General features: G+C 74.3%; 10 protein-coding genes. 1 reads left to right on the top strand and 9 read right to left on the bottom strand.

The genetic code is table 11. The annotated features are described in order from the left end of the window. Window positions 1-18: 18 nt before the first annotated feature. Window positions 19-1,275 carry an MFS transporter gene (locus NH2_RS24890; protein ID WP_067659230.1) on the bottom strand — a complete coding sequence of 419 codons (1,257 nt, stop codon included), beginning with the start codon at window positions 1,273-1,275 and terminating at the stop codon, window positions 19-21. 162 nt (window positions 1,276-1,437) lie between these two features. Between NH2_RS24890 and NH2_RS24885 the strand changes: the two genes are divergently transcribed. After that, entirely contained in the window at window positions 1,438-2,352 is a 915-nt protein-coding gene (locus NH2_RS24885; protein ID WP_067659227.1) for a helix-turn-helix transcriptional regulator, read from the top strand. Between the two features lie 52 nt (window positions 2,353-2,404). On the opposite strand, the gene NH2_RS24880 is transcribed toward NH2_RS24885, so the two are convergent. From NH2_RS24880 to NH2_RS24845, 8 genes are all read right to left on the bottom strand, one after another. Then, the gene (locus NH2_RS24880; protein WP_067659225.1) at window positions 2,405-3,214 is read right to left on the bottom strand and encodes an ABC transporter permease; all 810 of its coding nucleotides are present in this window, start codon (window positions 3,212-3,214) and stop codon (window positions 2,405-2,407) included. Next, window positions 3,214-4,059, bottom strand: a complete 846-nt coding sequence (locus tag NH2_RS24875) for an ABC-2 transporter permease (RefSeq protein ID WP_245650746.1) — start codon at window positions 4,057-4,059, stop codon at window positions 3,214-3,216. The genes NH2_RS24880 and NH2_RS24875 overlap by 1 nt, the downstream gene beginning before the upstream one ends. Next, complete coding sequence (locus NH2_RS24870) at window positions 4,056-5,015, bottom strand: daunorubicin/doxorubicin resistance ABC transporter ATP-binding protein DrrA (RefSeq protein WP_067659222.1); 960 nt, start codon at window positions 5,013-5,015, stop codon at window positions 4,056-4,058. Before NH2_RS24870 ends, NH2_RS24875 begins: the two co-directional genes overlap by 4 nt. Continuing rightward, a complete protein-coding gene (locus tag NH2_RS24865) occupies window positions 5,012-17,917 on the bottom strand; it encodes a non-ribosomal peptide synthetase (protein ID WP_067659219.1) in 12,906 nt (4,301 codons plus the stop codon). The genes NH2_RS24870 and NH2_RS24865 overlap by 4 nt, the downstream gene beginning before the upstream one ends. A 42-nt stretch (window positions 17,918-17,959) precedes the next feature. Beyond that, a complete protein-coding gene (locus NH2_RS24860) occupies window positions 17,960-18,346 on the bottom strand; it encodes an AMP-binding protein (RefSeq protein ID WP_067659216.1) in 387 nt (128 codons plus the stop codon). A 173-nt stretch (window positions 18,347-18,519) separates the two neighbouring features. After that, window positions 18,520-18,939, bottom strand: coding sequence for a DoxX family protein (locus tag NH2_RS24855; protein WP_067659213.1), 420 nt, complete (start codon window positions 18,937-18,939; stop codon window positions 18,520-18,522). Window positions 18,940-19,031: 92 nt separating this feature from the next. Next, entirely contained in the window at window positions 19,032-20,246 is a 1,215-nt protein-coding gene (locus NH2_RS24850; protein WP_067659210.1) for an FAD-dependent monooxygenase, read from the bottom strand. Next, window positions 20,234-20,743, bottom strand: coding sequence for a hypothetical protein (locus NH2_RS24845; RefSeq protein ID WP_067659207.1), 510 nt, complete (start codon window positions 20,741-20,743; stop codon window positions 20,234-20,236). The genes NH2_RS24850 and NH2_RS24845 overlap by 13 nt, the downstream gene beginning before the upstream one ends. Between the last annotated feature and the right edge of the window lie 86 nt (window positions 20,744-20,829).

The following is a 20,829-nucleotide window of genomic DNA, read 5'->3' as shown; positions in this document are numbered from 1 at the left end:
TATCGAGCCGGCCATCGTTCAGCTCACCCCGAGCAGAGCGCGTCCGGGCCGGTGCCCGGGTCGCGGCGGCGTGTCGTCGCCCGTTCTCGGGGCGCGGGCGGCGGCGAGGACGGCGATCGGGATCAGTGCGGTGGCGGTGAGCGCGGCGCCGAGCACGGCGGGGCCGGTGCGGCCGAGCGCGGTGGACAGGGTGGTGGCGGCCAGGGCCGATCCGGCGGCGGTGCCGAGGTTGAACGCGGCGGTCGCCAGCGACGACGCCAGCCGCGAGCCTGCACCGGCGAACCGCATGGTCTGGGCGATCAGGACCGGGTTCGCACCCAGCCCGGAGGCGCCGAGCAGGACCACGATGGCCACCACGATCGCGGAATGGCTCGCGGTGGCGGCGAGCACGAGCAGCAGGATCGACGTCGCGGCGATGGCGGTGGCGATGGTGCCCAGCCCCCACCGGTCACCCACCCGCCCGCCGAGAGCGGTCCCGCTCAGTGCGCCGAGCCCGAACCCGGCCAGCACCAGCGGCACCGCCGCGGTGGAGATTCCGGCGCGGTCGGTCAGCAGCGGGCTGATGAAGCTGTAGGCGCCGAGGAATCCGGCCTGGGCCAACGTGATCGCGGCCAGCACCGCCCACACCCGCCACCGCCGCACCGCGGCGATCTCGGCGCGCACCGGCACCGGATCCTCGTCGTTGCCGAACGAGCGCGGGGTGAACCGCAGCACCGCGACGCCCGCGGGTACCGCGAGCACGGCCAGGATCCAGAATGGGCCGCGCCAGCCGGTGAACTGTCCGGCGAACGTGCCCAGCGGCACGCCCGCGACCACGGCCAGGCTCAATCCGCCCGACATCACCGCCAGCGCCCTGGCGCTCGCGCCCGGACCGGCGACCCCCGCCGCGACCACCGCGCCTGTCGCCCAGAACGTGCCGGTCGCCAGGGCAGTGACCACCCGCGAGACCGTGACGACGGTGAACGCGTCGCTGAGCGCGGCCACGAGGTGCCCGGCGGCGAACACCGCCAGTGCACCGATCAGGGTGGCTCGCGCGGGCAGCCGTAGCGTGGCCAGCGCCATCACCGGCGGTCCGAGGATCATGCCGATCGCGAACGCGGTCACCAGCAACCCGGCGCGAGCGATGTCGACACCGAGGTCGCCCGCCACATCCGGCAGCAGCCCGGCGATCATGAACTCGGTCGTGCCCATCAGGAAGATCCCGGCTGCCAGCACATACACCAGCACCGGCAGCCGGTTACCGGCCAGGGGCCGGTGGATCGGTGGCGTGCTCATCTCACCTCGTCGGTGTCGCGGAATGGGATCGGAGCCATCGGCTCCGTCCCCCATGCAACGCCGCGAACCGGCATCGTGGGAGGTGAGGATCAGGGGGGTGCCGGCAGCACCCCTTTCGGAGTACCTGGCAAACACGCAGGCAGACGGCCTACCCTCGAGGACATGGAGTCGAGTGACCGCGCCGCCGAGATCGGTGAGTTCCTGGCCTCACGCCGCGCCAGGATCACCCCCGGCCAGGTCGGGCTGCCCGTCTACGACGCCACCAAGCGCCGCGTCCCCGGCCTGCGCCGCCAAGAAGTCGCCACCCTGGCCGGGCTGTCGGTCGACTACTACATCCAGATCGAACGCGGCAAGGTCAACGCTGTCTCCGAATCGGTCATCGACGCCATCGCCCGCGCTCTCGAACTCGACGACGCCGAACGCTCACACCTGTTCGACCTGCACCGCAATGCCCTGACCGGCCCCCAGCGCCGACCCCGCCGCGCCGCGAAAGCGGTCCGGCCCGGCGTGCGAGCGCTGCTCGACAGCTACGACGGGCCCGCGTTCATCCGCAATGCCCGCCACGACCTCGTCGCCGCCAACCGGCTCGGCTACGCCTTCTACAGCCCGCTCTACCCCGATCCCCTCGCGCCCGAGGTCAGCAAGCCGGTCAACTTCGTCCGGTTCTGCTTCCTCGACCCCCGCGCCCGCGACTTCTACCCCGACTGGGACCACATGGCCGACGGCGCGGTCAACCTGCTGCGCACCGACGCCGGACGCGACCCCTACGACCGGGGCATCTCCGACCTCGTCGGCGAACTCTCCACCCGCAGCGAGGAATTCCGCACCCGCTGGGCCAAACACAACGTGCGCCTGCACCACACCGGGACCAAGCGTTTCCACCACCCCGTCGTCGGCGACCTCGGCATCGACTACGAGACCATGCCGCTGCCCGCCGACCCCGGCCTGGTCCTCACCTTCTACACGGTGCGACCCGCCACTGCCTCGGCCGACGCCATGGCCCTGCTCGGCGCATGGGCCGCCACCAACATCCACTCACCCGTACCCGCCGATCCCGCCGTCGACGTGCGGGAGTAGTCCCGGAGGTTCGCGCCCGCACCGGCTCGACACCCTCGACCGGGTGCTGTCCTCAGCGCCTGCTGGCCCGCCGGTACCCGATCGCCGCGGGCACCGAGAAGACGACGATGGCGCCGAGCGACCAGGCGACGGTGAGGGTGAGCGGGCGGGCCAGCGCCCCGCCCTCGGCGAGCGCGCGCATGGTGTCCACCGCGGTCGAGAGCGGCTGGTTCCGCACCACCGGCTGGATCCACTGCGGGTACGCGGCGAGCGGGACGAAGCCGGTGCTGAAGAACATCATGAGCGAGGTGACGATGGTGATCCCCTCCACCAGCGTGGATTTCGCGGTGAAGACCGCGACCGCGGTCACCAGGGTGGCGAAGGCGAGGCCGAAGAGCACCGGCACGCCGAAGAAGGCCAGGGACGGCAGCAGGCCGCGCTGGAATCGGAAGCCGAGCAGGTAGCCGACCAGGACGATGGCCAGCGTGCCGACCAGGATGCGGCAGCCTTCGGCCAGGATGCGGGAGGCGAGCCCGGAGCCGCGGTGCACCGGGAGCACCCAGAACCGGGCGAGCAGCCCGGCATCGCGCTCCCGGCCGAGCAGGATGCCGCCCGCCACCGCGCCGGAGAGCGCCCCGACCACGGCCACCAGCGGCACCGAGCCGAAGAGCGCCTCGCTCCCGGTGAAGCGGCGGATCTGCCCGCCGATCACGGTGTCCAGCATGACCAGCAGCAGGCACGGGACGATCAGCGTCTCCAGCAGCGTCACCGGGTTGCGCACCCAGCGCACGAGCAGCCGCTGGGTCTGGACCAGGGTGTGCGCGACGAAGGCGCGCGGCGAGGTCTCGGCGACCGGTACCCGGGTCGCGGTGGGGATCAGCATCAGGCCCTCCTGCGGCTCAGCCGGACGGACAGGGGAATACAGAGCGCGACGATGCCGAGCGCCCAGGCCAGCGGGGGCGCCAGCAGTGACCAGGTGACCGCGCCCGCGTTCGGCAGCGAATCACCGGCCAGCGCGCGCAGCCCGGCCGCCCACTGCGAGACCGGCTGGTTGCGCACGAAGGGCTGCACCCAGCCGGGGAACTGGGCCGCCGGGGCCAGCCCGGTGGAGAGCATGCCGAAGATGAGCGGGGGCAGCACCAGCGCCTGCGCGGTCGCCTCCGGGCTGCGCGAGGCGGTGCCGATGACATCCGCCCCCAGGCACAGCGCCACCCCGATGAGCAGCGAGAACAGCAGGAAGCCCGCGGTGTCGGCCGGGCCGGTGTAGAACCGGAACCCGATCACGTGCCCGCAGACCAGCGCGGTGAGCAGCGCGACCACCAGCCGGAACACGTTGCCCGACATTCGCGCCGCGGCAGGCACCAGCGGCCCGACCGGCATCGAGCCCCAGCGCCGGTTCAGCCCGGAGACCGCGTCGGAGGCGGCCCGGAACGCCGCCGAGACCGCGGTGAAGGCCGCCGCCTGCAGGATCACCAGCGGCATCATGTACTGCGCGTAGCTGCTGAAACCGGTGCCGGCGAAGGTCATGATGGTCTTCAGCGGGATGTAGAAGCTGGCGGTGAAGGTGACCGGGGCGAGCACCGAGGTGATCACCTCGCCGGAGCGCAGCGCCGGGGCCACCAGCCGGGTGGTGAGCACCCACCACTGCTGGACCCGCCGCGGCGCCGCACCGGTCCGCGCCAGCCACGCCGTCGAGCCGGTCGCGCCCGGCCGGGTGGTCGCGGTCACGGGGTCACCTCGATGGAGGTGGCGAGGTGGCCGGTGAGCTGCAGGAAGACATCGTCGAGCGAGGGGCGGCGGAGCGCGATGTCGACCAGCTCGACGCCGGCGCCGTCCAGCCGGCGCAGCGCCTCGGCCAGCGTCTTGGCGCCGTCCGGGGCCGGGATGGCGATCCGGTCGGCGTCCGGGCCGGGGTGGCGGTCCTCGGGCAGCAGCGTGCCGAGCGCGCGGGCGACCGCGGGCAGGTCGGCGGTGCTGAGCGGGACGATCTCGCAGTAGCTGCCGCCGGTGCGCGACTTGAGCTGGTCGGCGGTGCCCTCGGCGATCACGCGGCCCTGGTCGATGACGATGATGCGGTCGCTGAGCGCGTCCGCCTCCTCCAGGTACTGGGTGGTGAGCAGGGTGGTGATCCCGGCCTTCTTGAAGCCCGCGACCAGATCCCACACCCCCTGCCTGCTGCGCGGGTCGAGCCCGGTGGTCGGCTCGTCCAGGAACACCACCTCCGGCCGCACCACCAGCCCGCAGGCGATATCGATGCGCCTGCGCATGCCGCCGGAGTAGGTGCCGACCGGCCGCCCGGCGGCGCGCTCCAGCCCGAACTCGCCGATCAGCTCGTCCGCGCGCAGCTTCGCCTCGCGCTTGCGCAACCCCATGAGCCGCCCGAACATGACCAGGTTCTGGTGCCCGCTGAGCATGTCGTCGAGCGCCGCGTACTGGCCGGTGAGCATGATCGAGCGGCGCACCGCGGCCGGGTCGGCGACCACGTCGTGCCCGGCCACCAGCGCCCGGCCGCGGTCGGGGGAGACCAGCGTGGAGAGGATGTTCACGGTGGTGGTCTTGCCCGCGCCGTTCGGCCCGAGGATGCCGAGCACCTCGCCGGGCTCGGCGTGGAAGTCGATGCCGCGCAGTGCTTGCACGGAACCGAACGACTTCTCGATTCCGGTGACGACGACGCCGTGGGTCATCGCTGGCCTCCCAGGTGCTGATCGAGCACGCGCGCCACGATCGGCAGCGCGTGCGGTGCGGTGAGTTCGTCGTGGGTGACCGCGACGTCGTGGTGGTGGATGGCGCCGGTGACGTAGGGCCGCCAGTTCTCGGCGCCGAAGATCTCCGAGCTGTCCACGGTGGCGGCGACGTAGACGATGTCGCCGTCGTAGACCGGGCGCCGGTAGCCGGTCCTGGTGCGCGCGGAGGCGTTGTAGGAGCCCGCCATCCGCTCCAGCGTCGCGGCGTCGACGAGCGCGACGCCGAGGCGGTCCCGGATGCGGTCGGCGGCCTGCTGCGCGGTGGCGTCGGCCGGGACGTCGTCGATGCCGAAGACCGCGCCGAAGGCGTTCACGAATGAGCCGGCGGTGAGCGGCTCGATGGCGTCGCCGTCGATATCGGCGGTGTCGGCGTCGAGCAGCGCGACCACGCCGACCTCCGCGCCGTGGCGCCGCAGCTCGACCGCGACGGCGTGCGCGATGAGCCCGCCGAAGGACCAGCCGGTCAGGTGGTACGGGCCGGCGGGTTGCAGCGCGCGGATCTCGCGGGCGTAGCGCTCGGCGAACTCGGGGATCGAGCGCACCGACGGCTCCCGCCCGCTCAGGTCCGGCGCCTGCAGCCCGTAGATCGGGCGGCCCGGCTCGAGCAGGTCGGCGAGGCCGAGGTAGGTCCAGGCCATGCCGGAGGAGGGGTGCACGCAGAAGAGCGCGGGCTCGGTACCGCCGGTGCGGATGGGGAGCACCACGTCCAGGCCGAGCCCGGAGCCGGAGGGGGCGGCATCGATCTCGGTGAAGGCGCGGGCCGCGTCGGAGCCCGCGAAGCGGGTGGCCGCGGCCAGGGTGTCCAGCCAGAGCCCGGCCAGCCGGGCGACGAAGGGCTCGTCCAGCAGCTCGCCGGGGTAGCCGACGGTGATCTGCAGCCGGTCGCGCACGACCAGGGCATTGATATCGATCACCGACTGCAGCGGCACGTCCGGGTGCTCGGCGGCGGGCAGCTCGCCGAGCGCGTCGGTGGGCAGCCAGCCGAGGCCGTCCAGCCCGGCCGGGATGTCGGCGGCGGCGTAGCGGCCCAGGTAGTTCACGCTGACCTGGCCGGGCAGCCCGGCCGGGAGCTGGGCCGCGGTCTCGGCGTTCAGGTAGCGCAGCAGCCCGAAACCGATGCCTTTGTCCGGGATTCGGCGCAGCTGGGCGGCGGTGGCGCGGATCGCGGCGCCCATGGCGGGGCCGCCGGCGAGCGCGTCGGCGAGGTCGATGCCGGCGAGGTCGAGCCGGGCCGGGTAGAGGCTGGTGAACCAGCCGATGGTGCGGGAGAGGTCGGCGCCGGGGATCACCTCCTCCTGCCTGCCGTGCCCCTCCAGCCGCAGCAGCACCGGGTCGTCGCCGCCGCGCAGCCGCAGCAGGGTGAGCGCCAGCGTGGCGAGCAGCGCGTCCTCCACGCCGCCGCCGAAGATGCCAGGCAGCGTGGTCAGCAGCGCGGCGGTGACCTCGGCGGTGGCCTCGCGGTCGAGCAGCCGCAGGGTGCGGGTGGTGTCGACGGCGGGGTCGAGCGGGCGGGCGGCGAGCGGCGGGTCCGGGGTGGCGGCGACCGCCTGCCAGTGCGCGAGCTCCGCGGTGCGGCGCGCGCTGTGCGCCTCCTCGGTGAGCGCGGTGGCCCAGCGCCGCATCGAGGTCCCGGTCTCGGCCAGCACCGGGGTGGCGCCCGCCGAGACCTGCGCCCATGCCCCGATCAGGTCCGGGATGAGGATGCGCCAGGAGACGCCGTCGATCACCAGGTGGTGCGCGACGACGAGCAGCCTGCCGGTGCCGGACTCCGGGTCCAGCCAGACGAACTGCAGCACGGTGCCGGTGGCCGGGTCGAGCCGGTCCAGCGCCGCGTCCAGCTCGCTCGCGGCGTGCTCGCGCAGCTCGACGGGGTCGGTGCCGCTGTAGCGCACCCGGTGCAGCAGCGTGTCCACCGGCACCGAGCCGGGCTCGGCGACCAGCACCCGCGGCTCGCCGTGCGTGACCAGCCGGGCGCGCAGCATGTCGTGCCGGTCCAGCACCGCGGTGAGCGTGGCCACGATGCCTGCCCGGTCGATGCCGGCGGGCAGGTTGAGCACCGCCGTCTGGGCGAAGCGGCGGTGGTCGCCGCCGCGCTCCAGCATGTAGTGGCCGATCGGCGGCAGCGGGAACTCGCCGACCCCGCCGCCGGGCAGCTCGTCCAGGACGACGGCCGGGCCGCCCGCGTCCGCGGCGGCGGCCAGCGCGGCCACCGTGCGGTGCTCGAAGACCTGCAGCGGCGTGCAGGTGACGCCGTGCTGCTTGGCCAGCGAGACCAGCTGGATGGCGAGGATGCTGTCGCCGCCGAGCGCGAAGAAGGAGTCGTCGGCCCCGGCCCGCTCCAGCCCGAGCAGCTCGGCGTAGACCTCGGCCAGGATCTTCTCGGTCGGCGTCGAGGGCTCCCGGTACCCGGCGCGCTCGACGGTGAACTCCGGTGCGGGCAGCGCGGTGCGGTCCAGCTTGCCGACGGCGGTGAGCGGCAGCTCGTCCAGGACCACGAAGGCCGCTGGCACCATGTACCCGGGCAGCGTCTCCGCCGCGGCGGCGCGCACCCGCGCCACCTCCAGTTCGGTGCCGGGGGAGCGCACCAGGTAGGCGGCGAGCGCGGTGCCGCCGGGGCCCTCCACGCCGAGCGTCACCGCCTGGCGCACCCCGTCGAGGCGGCTCAGCACGGCGTCGATCTCGCCCAGCTCGATGCGCTGGCCGCGCACCTTGACCTGGAAGTCGGTGCGGCCGATGTACTCCAGCCGCAGCTCGGCGGCTGCCCTGGTCCAGCGCACCAGGTCGCCGGTGCGGTACGCGCGCTGCCCCGGCGCGAACGGGTGCGCCACGAAGCGGGCGGCGGTGAGCCCGGGGCGGCCGTGGTAGCCGCGGGCCAGCGCCGGGCCCGCCAGGTACAGCTCGCCCGCGACGCCGACCGGCACCGGCCGCAGCCGGTCGTCGAGCACCAGCACCGCGGAGCCGTGGATGGGGGCGCCGATGGTCACCGGCTCGCCCGTGGCCAGCGGCGCGGAGGCGGTCGCCCAGATGGTGCTCTCGGTCGGGCCGTACAGGTTCACCAGCTCGCGGCCGGTCGCCCAGCGCGCCACCAGTTCCGGGCCGACGGCCTCACCCGCGACGGCGAGCACCCGCACCCCCGGCACCGCGGCCGGGTCGATGGTGGCCAGCGCCGACGGCGTGATGACCAGGTGACTCACCGCCTCGGCGGCGATCAGCTCGGCCAGCGCGGCGCCGCCGAACACCTCCGGCGGCGAGACCACCGCGGCGCCGCCGTGACCGAAGGCCATGAGCGCCTCGAAGATCGAGGCGTCGAAGCTCGGCGATGCGACCTGGAGGACCCGGGCGGTCTCGTCCAGGGTGAGTAGCTCGCGCTGCGCCGCGACCAGGTCCGCGAGGCCGCGGTGCCCGACCGCGACGCCCTTGGGGGTGCCGGTGGAGCCGGAGGTGTAGATGAGCCAGGCGGTGTCGTCCGGGTGCACGGTGGGCAGCGCGGCCTCGGGGCGGTCGCCGAGGTCGTCGAGGACCAGCCAGTCGACGCTGTCCGGCAGGCGATCCCGGTACGCGGCCAGGGTGATGCCGGTGCGGGCCCCGGAGTCGGTGAGCATGTGCGCGATCCGCTCGGCGGGGTGCTTGGGATCCACCGGCAGGAAGGCGGCGCCCGCCAGCGCGGCCGCCCACACCCCGGTGAGCAGCGCGGCGCCGCGCGGCAGCCCCAGCGCCACCACCGAGTCGGTGCCCGCGCCGCGCAGCAGCCGGGCCAGCCGGGTGCCGCGTTCGGCCAGCTCGCGGTAGGTGAGCGTGGCGCCGTCGGCGATCACGGCCTTGCGGTCGGGGAAGCGGGCGGCGGTGCCGGTGAGGATGGCGGGCAGCGTGGTCGTTCCGGCGGTCTCCGGGCCGGTGACCGGGGCCAGCTCGGCGCGCTCGGCGGCGTCGAGCAGGTCGATATCGCCGATCCGGATGGCCGGCGCGGCGGTGACCGCGGTCAGGATGCGCTGCCAGCGGCGGATCAGGGCGCGCGCGGTGGGCTCGTCGAAGAGGTCGGTGGCGTAGGTGAGCACGCCGGTCAGCCCGTCCGCGTGTTCGCGCAGGTCGACGGTGAGGTCGAACTGTGAGGAGCCGCGGTCGAAGTCCTCCACCTCGACGCGCAGCCCGGGCAGCTCCAGCACCGGCGCCACGTAGTTCTGCAGGCTCAGCGTCACCTGGAAGAGCGGGTGGTGCGCGGTCGAGCGGGCCGGGTCGAGCACCTGCACCAGCCGCTCGAACGGCACGTCGGCGTGCGCGAAGGCGTCCAGGTCGATGCCGCGCACGGTGCCGAGGAGCTCGCCGAAGGTGGCGGCCGGGTCGACCGGGGTGCGCAGGGCGAGGGTGTTCACGAACATGCCGACCAGGTCGTCCAGGGCGCGGTCGCCGCGACCCGCCACCGGGGTGCCGATCACGATGTCGCCGCTGCCGCTCAGCCGCGCGGCGAGGATCGCGAGCGCGGCGTGCGCCACCATGAAGAGGCTGGCGCCGTTCGCGGTCGCCAGCTCGCGCAGCGCGTCCGCGAGTGCCGGGTCGACGGTGAAGTCCAGGTCGGCGCTGCGCAGCGACTGCACCGCGGGGCGCGGGCGGTCGGCGGGCAGCTCGAGGACGTCGGGGGCGCCGGTCAGCGTTTCGGTCCAGAACCGGACCTGTTTCGCGGCCATCGAGTCCGGGTCGGACTCGGCCCCGAGCAGCTCCCGGTGCCAGAGCGCGAAATCCGCGTACTGCACCGGCAGCGGCGGCGCGGTGCCCCCGGCGTAGGCGGTGACCAGGTCGGTGGCGAGCGGAGCCATGGAGGCGCCGTCGGCGCTGATGTGGTGCACGACGAGCAGCACCACGTGCGTCTCCGGATCGAGCCGGAAGACGCTGGCGCGCAGCGGGGTCTGGTCGGCCAGGTCGAAGCCGGCCGCCGCCGCGGCGGTGATCTCGGTGCGCAGCGCGGCGGCCGCCACCTCGCGCAGCGCGACCTCGGGGGTGGCGTCGGCGGCGTCGAGCACCACCTGGCGGGCGCCGTCGGCATCCGCCGGGTACACGGTGCGCAGACTCTCGTGCCGCGCCACCAACGCGCCGAAGGCGGCGCGCAGCGCGGCGAGGTCCAGCGCGCCGGTGAGCCGCAGCGCCACCGCGATGTTGTAGCCGGGCGAGCCGGGATCCATCCGGTTCAGTACCCACATGCGCTGCTGCGCGGGGGAGAGCGGGATCCGGTCCGGCCGCACCCGGGCGGCGAGCGCGACCCCGCCGCCCGGCTCGACGGCGGGCACCACCCGGGCCGCGAGCTGCGCGACGGTGGGGGCGTCGAAGAGGTCGCGCAGCGCGATCCGCGCGCCGAGCGCCGCGTTCACCCGCGCCACCACCTTGGTCGCGCTCAGCGAGTTGCCGCCCAGCTCGAAGAAGGACTGGTCGGCGCTGACCCGCTCGGCCTCGAGCACCTCGGCGAAGACGGCGGCCACCGCCTCCTCGACCGGGGTACGCGGGGCCAGGTAGGGGCGGGTGGCGCCGGTGAAGTCCGGGATCGGCAGCGCGGCCCGGTCCAGCTTGCCGACCGGGGTGAGCGGAATCGCGGCCAGCACCACCACGTGCGCGGGCACCATGTACCCCGGCAGCACCGCCGCCACCCGCTCGCGCAGCAACTCGACATCGAGCACGATATCGGCGGCGGGCAGCACGTACGACACCAGCACGGTGGCGCCCCCGGGCCCGGCGCGGCCGATGGTGACCGCGTACTCCACCTGCTCGTCGCGCGAGAGCACGGCGTCGATCTCGCCCAGCTCGATCCGCAGCCCGCGGATCTTCACCTGGAAATCGCTGCGGCCCAGGTACTCCAGCTCATGCCGCCCGGTCCAGCGCACCATGTCGCCGGTGCGGTACATGCGGCTGCCCGGCTCGCCGTACGGGTCGGCGACGAAGCGCGCCGAGGTCATGCCGAAGCGGTTGAAGTAACCGCGGGCCAGCGCGGGCCCGGCCAGGTACAGCTCGCCGGGCACGCCGACCGGCACCGGGCGCAGCCAGCCGTCCAGCACCACCGCCGCGGCGCCGCGGATCGGCCCGCCGATGGTGATGCGCTCGCCCGCCACCAGCTCGGCCGGGCCGGTGGCCCAGATGCTGAACTCGGTGGGGCCGTACTCGTTCACCATGCGCCTGCCCGGCGCCCAGCGCTGCAGCAGCTCGGGGGTCGCGGCCTCGCCCGCCACGGCGAGCGTCCGCAGCTCGTCCAGCCCGGCCTGCTCCATGGTGGCCAGCGAGGACGGGGTGATCACGGCGTGCGTCACCCGCTCGGTGCGCAGCAGCTCGGCCAGCGCGGCGCCGCCGTAGACCTCCGGCGGCGCGACCACCAGCCGCCCGCCGGAGGCGTGCGCGGTGAGCAGTTCGTACACCGAGGCGTCGAAGCTGGGGGAGGCCACCTGCAGCGCGCGGATCGCCGGGCCGACGCCGAGCGTGGTCCGCTGGTGCTCGACCAGGTTCGCGATGCCGCGGTGGCTGAGCAGCACCGCCTTGGGCTTGCCGGTGGAGCCGGAGGTGTAGATGAGGTACGCGGTCTGGTCCGGGAAGATCGGGCCGCCGCGCTCGGCGTCGGTGATCGGGGCGGCGGAGACCGTCATGACCCGGCGGATGGTGTTCAGGTCGTCCAGCAGCAGCCAGTCGATGGTGCCGGGCAGCGTCTCGCCGGTCGCGGTGACGGTGACGCCGATCGGGGCCCTGGAGTCGGCGAGCATGTGCTCGATCCGCTCCACCGGGTGGTTCGGGTCCAGCGGGGCGAAGGCCGCGCCGGTCTTGGCCAGCGCCCAGACCGCCACCACCGACTCCAGCGAGCGGGTGAGCGCCAGGATCACGAAGACCTCGCGGCCGATGCCGCGGCGCAGCAGCATCCGGGCGAACCGGTTGGACCAGGTGTCGAGCTCGCGGTAGGTCATGCTCAGCTCGCCCGCGCGCACCGCCACGGCGTCCGGGTCGAGCGCGGCGCCCGCGGAGAGCAGCTCGGGCAGGGTGCGCACCGGCACCGCTTCGGGGCCGCGGACCGGGGCCAGCGCGGCGAGCTCGGCGTCGTCGCAGGTGCGCAGGTGCGCGAGCGGGGCATCCGGGCGGGTCGCGAGCTGGTCGGTGAGCCGGACGAAGCGCTCCAGCAGCGGCCGCGCCGCGTCGGCGGCGAGGTGCCCGGTGAGGTACTTGAGCGTGACCTCCAGGGTGTCGCCGTCGTCGCCACGCCGCGGGATCACCATGAGGTTGAGCGGGTACGGGGTGGCATCGGTGCCCTCGACGTCGAGCACCCGCATCCCGGCGATATCCAGCGCCTGTGAGAGCGCCGCCCGGTCGATGGGGTAGGACTCGAAGACCGTGAGCGTGTCGAAGAGCTCCGCCAGCCCGACGGCCCGGTGGATGGCGGCCAGCCCGATGTGCTGGTGGTCGAGCAGCCGCGCCTGCTCGGCCTGTACCCGGGTGAGCAGCGCGGCCGCGCTCTCCGCCGGATCGAGCCGGACCCGCACCGGCAGCGTGTTGATGAAGAGCCCGATCATCTCCTCGACCCCGGCCAGCTCCGGCGGCCTGCCTGCCACCGTGCCGCCGAAGACCACGTCGGTGCGGCCGGTCAGCATGGCGAGCATCAGCGCCCAACCCGCCTGGACCAGGGTGTTCACCGTGGCCCCCGCGCCGCGGGCCGCGCTCTCCCAGCGCGCCACGGTGGCGCGCGGCAGCTCCAGGGTGGCCGCTCCGGTCTCGGTGGACTCGATGTCGGAGAGGCTGGGCAGTGCCCGGGTGGGGGTGTCGATCCCGGCCAGCGACTCGGTCCAGGCGGCGAGCGAGGCGGCGTCGTCGCGCTCGGCCAGCCAGGCCAGGAACTCGCGGTAGGAGTGCGCGGGCGGGAGCGCGGCGGCGTCGCCCGCGGTGACGTAGAGCGTGAGCAGCTCGCGCACCAGCAGCGGGGTCGACCAGCCGTCCAGCACCAGGTGGTGGTTGGTGAGGATCAGCCGGTAGGTGTCGCCGGGCAGCCGGACCAGGGTGAAGCGGACCAGTGGCGGGCGGGTCAGCTCGAAGCGGGTGCGGGCGTCGACCGCGACGATCCGGTCCAGCTCGCGCCGCCTGGCGTCGGGGTCGGTGACGGTCCGCAGGTCGAGCTCGCGCCAGCCCACCTCGGCGGTGCCGAGCACCAGTTGCCGCGGCCCGTCGGTGGTCTCCACGAAGGCGACCCGCAGGTTCTCGTGCCGGTCGATCAGCGCCTGCGCGGCGCTGCGCAGCCGGGCCGCGTCGACGGTGCCCGCCAGGGTGAGCAGCGACTGCACGGTGTAGCCGTCGGCGGTGTCGGTGTCGTACACGGCGTGGAACAGCAGCCCGTACTGCAGCGGCGAGAGCGGCCAGACATCGGCGAGCGCCGGGTGGTCGCGCTCCCAGCGCTCGATCTGCGGCTGGTCGACGGCGACCAGCGGGAAATCCGACGGGGTGCGGCCACCCGGCCCCGTCGCGGCGAGCGCGGCGAGCGCCTCCGCCCAGAGCCCGGCGAGCTCGGTGACCTCGGCGGCGGTGAGCAGCCGGGTGGCGTAGGCCCAGGTGACCTCGAGCCCGGCCGCGGTGCGCACCGCGTTGATGTCCAGCACGGCGGCCAGCGGCGCGCGGTCGTCCTGGGTGGCGGCGAAGCGGCGCGGCAGCCAGGGGCCGTCGGCGTTCGTCTCGGCCCGGCCCAGGTAGTTCACGCTGATCTGCGGCTCCCGGTACCCGGCGAGCGTGGGCGCGGTCTCCGGGTTCAGATAGCGCAGCATGCCGTAGCCGATGCCCTTCTCCGGCACCGCGCGCAGCTGCTCCTTGACGGCCTTGAGCGCCGCGCCGGGGTCGGCGGGGTCGATGCCGGTGAGGTCGATGGCGACCGGGTGCACGGTGGTGAACCAGCCGACGGTGCGGGTGATGTCGGCGCCGGGCAGGATCGATTCGGCGCGGCCGTGGCCCTCCAGGGTGAAGACCGCCGTGCGGCGGTCGCGCCAGCGCGCGATCGCCAGCGCGAGCGCGGTGATCAGCACGTCGTCCGGGCCGCAGTGGAAGCGCTCCGCGGCGGCGCCGAGCGCGGCGTCGGCCGAATCCGGCGCGATGACGGTGTGCTGCTGCGCCATGGTTCCCACCACGTCGAGCGCGGGGTCGAAGGGCGCGGCGCCGATCGGCGGGTCGTCGGTGGCGGCGATGCGCTGCCAGACCGGCAGCTCCCGGCTTCTGGTGGCGGCGTGCTCGCGCTGGCCGTCGGCCCAGCGCCGGAAGGAGGTGCCGACCGGGGCGAGCGCGCCGCCGAGCGCGGCGGTGGCCAGGTCGGGGAGCAGGATGCGCCAGGAGACGCCGTCGGTGACCAGGTGGTGCAGCACCAGCCAGGCCAGCGGCTCGGCCGCGTCGATCACGACCACCCGGACGACGACGCCGTGCTCGGGGTCCAGCCGTTCGGCGGCGGCATCCAGCGCGGCGTCGGGGTCGGTGCCCGCGGGTACCAGGTCGATCAGTGCGCGCGCGTCGACCGCCCCGGGGGCGGCGACCTCCCAGGTCCAGCCGTTGGCGCCCGCGTCCCGGCGCAGGGTCGAGCGGAGGAGATCGTGGTGGTCGAGCAGGGTTTGCAGCGCGGGCGCCAGGTCGGTGCCCGCGGGTAGCCCGATCAGCACGGCCTGGCCGAAGCGCCGCCAGTGGCCGCCGGCCAGCATGGCGTGCACGATCGGGGTCGGCAGCACCGGACCCACTCCGCCGCCGGGCAGTTCGCGCACCGCGACCGCGGTGACGTCTGTGGCCACGGCGGCCAGCGCCGCCACCGTCTTGCGCTCGAAGACGTCGCGGGCGCCGAAGCCGAGCCCGGCCGCCTTGGCCCGCGACACCAGCTGGATGGAGACGATACTGTCACCGCCGAGCGCGAAGAAGCTCTCGTCCACCCCCACCGACTCCAGCCCGAGCACCTCGGCGAAGAGGCCGGCCAGCAGCTCCTCGCGCGGCGTCGACGGTGCGCGGCCGGTGCTCGGGCGGGCGCCGAAATCGGGGGCGGGCAGCGCTTTCCGGTCCACCTTGCCGAGCGGGGTCAGCGGCACGTGGTCGAGCAGCATCACCACCGACGGCACCATGTACGACGGCAGCGACTCCCCGGCGGCCACCTTCAGCGCCTCCGGGTGCGGCGCGGCACCCGGCCGCGGCAGCACGTAGGCGACCAGCGCGGTGGCGCCGGACGGGGTCTCGGCCCCGACGGTGAGCGCGAACTCGACATCGGGGTGCCGGTGCAGCGCCGCATCGATCTCGCCCAGCTCGATCCGGAAGCCGCGGATCTTCACCTGGAAGTCGCCGCGGCCCAGGTACTCCAGCTCGTGCCGCTCGGTCCAGCGCACCAGGTCGCCGGTGCGGTACATGCGCTCGCCCGCGGCGTACGGATTCGCCACGAAGCGGGCGGCGGTGAGCCCGGTGCGCCGGTGGTAGCCGCGCGCCAGCCCCGGCCCGCCCAGGTACAGCTCGCCGGTGGTCCCCGCGGGCACCGGGCGCAGCCAGGGGTCGAGCACCATCGCGGCCACCCCGGGCTGCGGGGTGCCGATGGTGACCGGGGCGTCCGTGTCGAGCGGGCCGGTGAGCGTGGCCGTCACCGTGGTCTCGGTGGGGCCGTAGCCGTTCAGCAGGGTGCGGCCCGCCCAGCGGGTCACCAGCTCGGGCGGGCAGGCGTCGCCGCCCACCACGACGGTGCGCAGCGCGGGCAGCGCGGCGGGGTCGAGTGAGCCGGCCACGGTCGGGGTGACGTTCAGGTGCGTCACGCCGCCCGCGCGCAGCACCGCGGCCAGCTCCTCGCCCGCGTAGGCCGATGGCGGGACGACGGCGAGCGTGGCGCCGCGCGCCAGCGTCACCAGGATCTCCTCCACCGAGATGTCGAAGCTCGGCGAGACGGCGTGCGCGACGACCGCGTCGGCGGTCACCCCGAAGCCGTCGCCGGAGCCGGTGACCAGCCCGGCCAGCCCGCGGTGGGTCACCACGACGCCCTTCGGCAGGCCGGTGGAGCCCGACGTGTAGATGACGTACGCGGCCTGGTCCGGGTGCACCCGGACGGCGGGCGGCTCGGCGCTGTGCCCGGCGATCCGCGCCGCGGTGGCCGGGTCGTCGAGCACCAGCCAGTCGATCCGCCCCGGCAGCGCGGCGGCGACCGTCACGCCGGTCACCACCCCGCTGTCGGAGAGCATGTGCTCGATCCGGTCGGCGGGGTAGGTGGGGTCGATCGGCACGAAGGCGGCGCCGGTACGCGCCACCGCCAGCGTGGTCAGCACGGAGTCGACGGAGCGCGGGATCGACACCGCGACGGCGCGTTCCGGCCCGGCGCCGCGGGCGATGAGCTCCCGGGCCAGCCGCGCCGTGCGGGCATCGAGCTCGGCGTAGGTGAGGGTGGTGCCGTCGCCGGTGAGCGCGGTGGCGTCCCGGTCGAGACCGATTCCGGCGGCGATGATCTCGGGCAGCGTCCGCACGGCGGGCCCCGGCGCGCCGCGCCGCGGCGCCAGCTCCGCGCGCTCGGCGTCGGTGAGCACGGTGAGCGCGGCGAGCGGCGCCTCCGGCCCCGCGGCCAGGAAGCGGTGCAGGAAGAGCAGGAAGCGGCGGTGCTGCGCGGCCAGCTCGGATTCGCCGTAGAGATTCGCGTTGCCCTGGAAGTCGATGTGCGTGCTCTCACCGCCGACGCCGGGGTAGAGATTCACGAAGAGGTCGTCGATGAGCCCGGAGGTGAGCACGTGCAGCCGCCCGGTGACGCTGCCCAGCCGGATCCTGGTGTCCACCATCATGAGGTTCACCGACGGCCCGAACGAGACCGCCTCGTCCATCGCGCGGCCCTGGTCCCGGAAGATGTCCTCCTGGCGGTAGCGCTGGCGGCGCAGCGCGCCGGTCAGCTCGCCCTGCGCGGCCCGGACGACATCGCCGACGGTGGTCGCCGGCGTCACCGCCAGCCGCAGCGGCACCACATTGGCGATCATGCCGCCGGAGCGGCGCAGGCTCGCCGTCGTGCGCGCCGAGACCGGCAGCGAGAGCACCACCTCCGGCGCCCCGGTCATGGCGGCCAGGTAAGCGCCGAAGGCGGCGACCACCGTCGGGGCGGCGCCGGAGTTCACCGCCTTCGCCACCGAGTCCAGCAGCGCGGCCGTCGTGTCCGGCAGTGCGCCGGAGACCAGCGCCGGGTGGCCGTCCACCGCGGCGACCCGGCCGGCCAGGCTCACCGGGTCGGCCATCCCGGCCAGGTGCTCCAGCCAGTACTCGCGGTCGGTCGCGAAGCGCTCCGACTCGCGGTACGCGCGGTCCGCCGCGACGATGCTGCGCAGGTCGTCGGCCTTGGCGGCGGGCGGCTCGACCCCGTCCACCGCCGCGTTGTACAGCTCGCCGGTGCGCTGCACCATGGCCAGCGCGCCCATGCCGTCCAGCACCAGGTGGTGGATGCGCGAGTACCAGTACCAGCGGTCCTCCGCGATCCGCAGCACCGCCACCCGCACCAGGCGGTCGGCGGCGGGATCCAGCGGGGCACGGTACTCGGCCCGCATCCAGGCCTGCGCCGCCGCCTCCGGGTCCGGTTCGGCGCGCAGATCGAGCAGCTCCATGCTGTCGTCCAGGGTCGGATCGACCAGCTGGTACGGCCTGCCGTCGGCCTCCCCGATGCGCAGGTAGCCGGTGCCGAACTCGCGGCCCGCCCGCTGCGCGGCGCGCTCCAGCTCGGCGACGTCGACGGCGCCGCTCAGCTCGACGTACTGGGCGATGGAGATGGGCGTGGCGCCGGCGATGTGCTGCGCGAACCAGATCCCGAGCTGGGCCGCGGAGAGCTCGAACGAGCCGTCGGGGGCGCCGGTCACCGGGGGAGTGGGCTGCTGCATGGGGACGTCCTTCTACCCGCGACCGCGGGCGCGCGATCGAGTTCAGGCGGAGCGGTCGGCCACGGTGATCGTGGAATCCGACCCGACCAGGTAGCGGCGCAGCGTGGCCGGCTCGTCCAGGATCAGCCAGCGCACCTCGTCGGTGAGCCGCGTCCGGCGCGCCCGGTGCGTGATCCCGAGCTTCGCGCCCTCGGGCAGCACGCCGTTCTCGACCGGCAGCGGGATCCCGCGCACCTTGGTGATCGCGCGCTCGGCCACGGCGGCCTCGACCGGGGAGTCGATGGCGACGGCGATCGGCGCGCCCGCCTCGGCGCCCATCCCGAGGAGCATCCGGGCCAGCCGGTTGGACCAGCGGTGCAGCTCCTCGGCGGTCAGGTCGGTATCGGGGCCGGAGACGACGACGGCGTTCTTGTCGGCGGAGGAAGGCATGAGGGGGATCCTTCGGGTCGAACGGACGAGGGGGTACGTCAAATACTCCGCTCGTCGGCGCGCTCGGGATAGACCCCTGCGAGTGTCTCCGCACCTCCCGGGGGGTTGTGGATACCCACCCTTGGTGGTGCCGGTCCGGCGGTGGCCGCCCGTCGAACGGCCACCGCGGCGGATCACTCCACCCGGGCCCCGCGCCGCCGGGTGAGGTAGTGATCCGCGGCCGCCCGTCCCGCGTGCGAGAGCCCGACCGCGAGCAGCCCGGCGATCAGGGCGAGCGGCAGCTCGTAGCCGCCGTCGCTGTTCCAGAAGCCGCTGTCCCAGTGCGCGTAGTAGATGGCGCCGAGCATGTTCAGGATGAGCAGCAGCGAGACGACGGGCAGCAGCAGCCCGATGATCAGGAAGATGCCGCCGAGGAACTCGACCCAGGTGGAGTACTGCGCGGCGAGGCCGGGCGCGGGGATCCCCATGGCGTCGAAGCCCTTCTCGACGTTGGAGATTCCGTTCGTGTGCAGCTTCTGCCAGCCGTGCATGACGAAGATGAAGCCGAGGATCAGGCGGGCCAGGAAGAGCGCCGCGTCGCGTGAGCCGTACATGTCGGTCCTTCCGTCGCTGATAGCCACTCGACATGAGAATATCGCGCTGGGTCTCGCAGAGCGATGGTCGCGATCGATGGCGGTGCGCCGCTCTACCGACCGAACCCGGCCCCGCTGCCACCGGCTCGGCGGTACCCGTCGCCGATCGCGCGGAGCTCGTCGGCGCTGAGCACATCCTCGATCACGGTGAAACCCTCCGGCGCGCGCTCGGCGACGGCGTGCAGCACGGCGTCCATCGGCATGTCCCGGTTGGCGAGCACCACAGCATTGGCGGCGGCCAGCCGCGCTGTCTGGTAGGCGGCAAGCCCGGCCGCCGGATCGTCCGGCCGGGCGGCGAGCTCGACCGCGAGCGCCGCCGCGTCCAGGATCGCCTGCGACCCGCCGTTCGAGCCGATGGGGTACATCGGGTGCGCCGCGTCGCCGAGCAGCGTGGCCCGGCCGAAGGTCCAGCGCGGTACCGGATCCCGGTCGACCATCGGGTACTCCAGGATGTCGGCGGTGCGGGTGAGCAGCGCGCCGATGTCGAGCCCGCCGATCCGCCAGCCGGAATAGTGCGGAAGCACGTCGATGAGCCGCCCGCTCCGGGTCCACTCCGCCTCGCCCAGCTCGCTCGCGGGCGCGCGCACCTCGGCCACCCAGTTCACCAGCGCGGTGCCGTCGGCGGCCGGGGTCACCGGGTAGGCGACGAACTTGGCCGCGTGATTGCTCCCGGCCATGATCATGGAGGCGCCGGTCAGGAACGGCGCGGCGGCGGCCACCCCGCGCCACATGCGGACGCCGTTCCAGCGCGGCGGCCCCTCGGCCGGGTAGAGCTGTGCGCGCACGGCGGAGTGCAGGCCATCCGCGCCGATCACGGCATCCGCCGGGTACTCCGGGTGCCCGGCGACGGTGACCCGTACCCGGTCATCGTCGGTGCGGGTCCCCGTTACCCGGCAGCCGGTGCGCACCGCGGCCGGGCCGAGCCGGTCGCGCACCGCCGCCAGCAGGAGGGTCTGCAGGCGGCCGCGATGCACCGAGTACTGCGGCAGCGGGTGCCCGGCGGCGCGGCCCCTCGGCTCGCGCCAGATCTCGTTGCCGAACCGGTCGTAGTGCACCAGCTCGGCGGTGGCCACCGCGTTCGCGGCCAGCTCGTCGTGCAGCCCGAGCTCGGCGAGCACGGCGACGGCGTGCGGGAGCAGGTTGATCCCGACCCCGAGCGGGCGCAGCTCGGTCACCCGGTCGAGTACCACCGCATCGATCCCGGCCGCGTGCAGGGCGAGCGCGGCGGTGAGCCCGCCGATCCCCGCTCCGGCGATCAGGACCTGCATCGGCCCACCGGAACGAAGGCCGGGTTGAAGCGTTCGTGCAGGTGCACCGTTGGCGGGGCCGAGGCGTCGCTGAGCACGCTCTCCTTGTAGGCGCACGGCACACCGTCCCAGCGGGTGAGCCCGGACCGGATCACCGTGCGCGCGAGCTGCTTCCCGGCCGCGGCCAGGCTGTGCCCGATCGGCAGCCCGCCGTCGGTGAGCAGCGCGGTGAGCTCGCGATCGGTGTCGACGATGACCACGGTATTCCGCGAGACCGTCGAGCCGGAGCCGGTGACCAGCGCCGATCGGCGCACCACGACCGGATCCCGGTCCGCGCAGCCGAGGGCGGCGCGCACCGCGACGGGTAGCTCACCGCCGGTGGTGGCGCGTTGCTCGGTCAGATTCAGCCCGAGGTCGGCATCGACCAGGGCCTCCAGCAACCGGGTCATGGAGCCGTCGGCGCGCAGAATCATGCGGGTGACAGGCGGGAAGGTCGTCTCGGTGAGCACTCGCACCACGGGTCAAACCATACGGTCGCGCCGGTTGTCCCGCGCTCCGGCGGGCAATGGCGAGCGCCATAGTCGCGAGAATCGGCTATCACCGC

Origin of the sequence: Nocardia harenae NBRC 108248, assembly GCF_001612885.1 — a bacterium.
In the GTDB taxonomy this organism is placed as follows: domain Bacteria; phylum Actinomycetota; class Actinomycetes; order Mycobacteriales; family Mycobacteriaceae; genus Nocardia; species Nocardia harenae.
The sequence above is the reverse complement of the archived record's forward strand: the minus strand, read 5'-3'. Positions and strand labels throughout refer to the sequence as shown.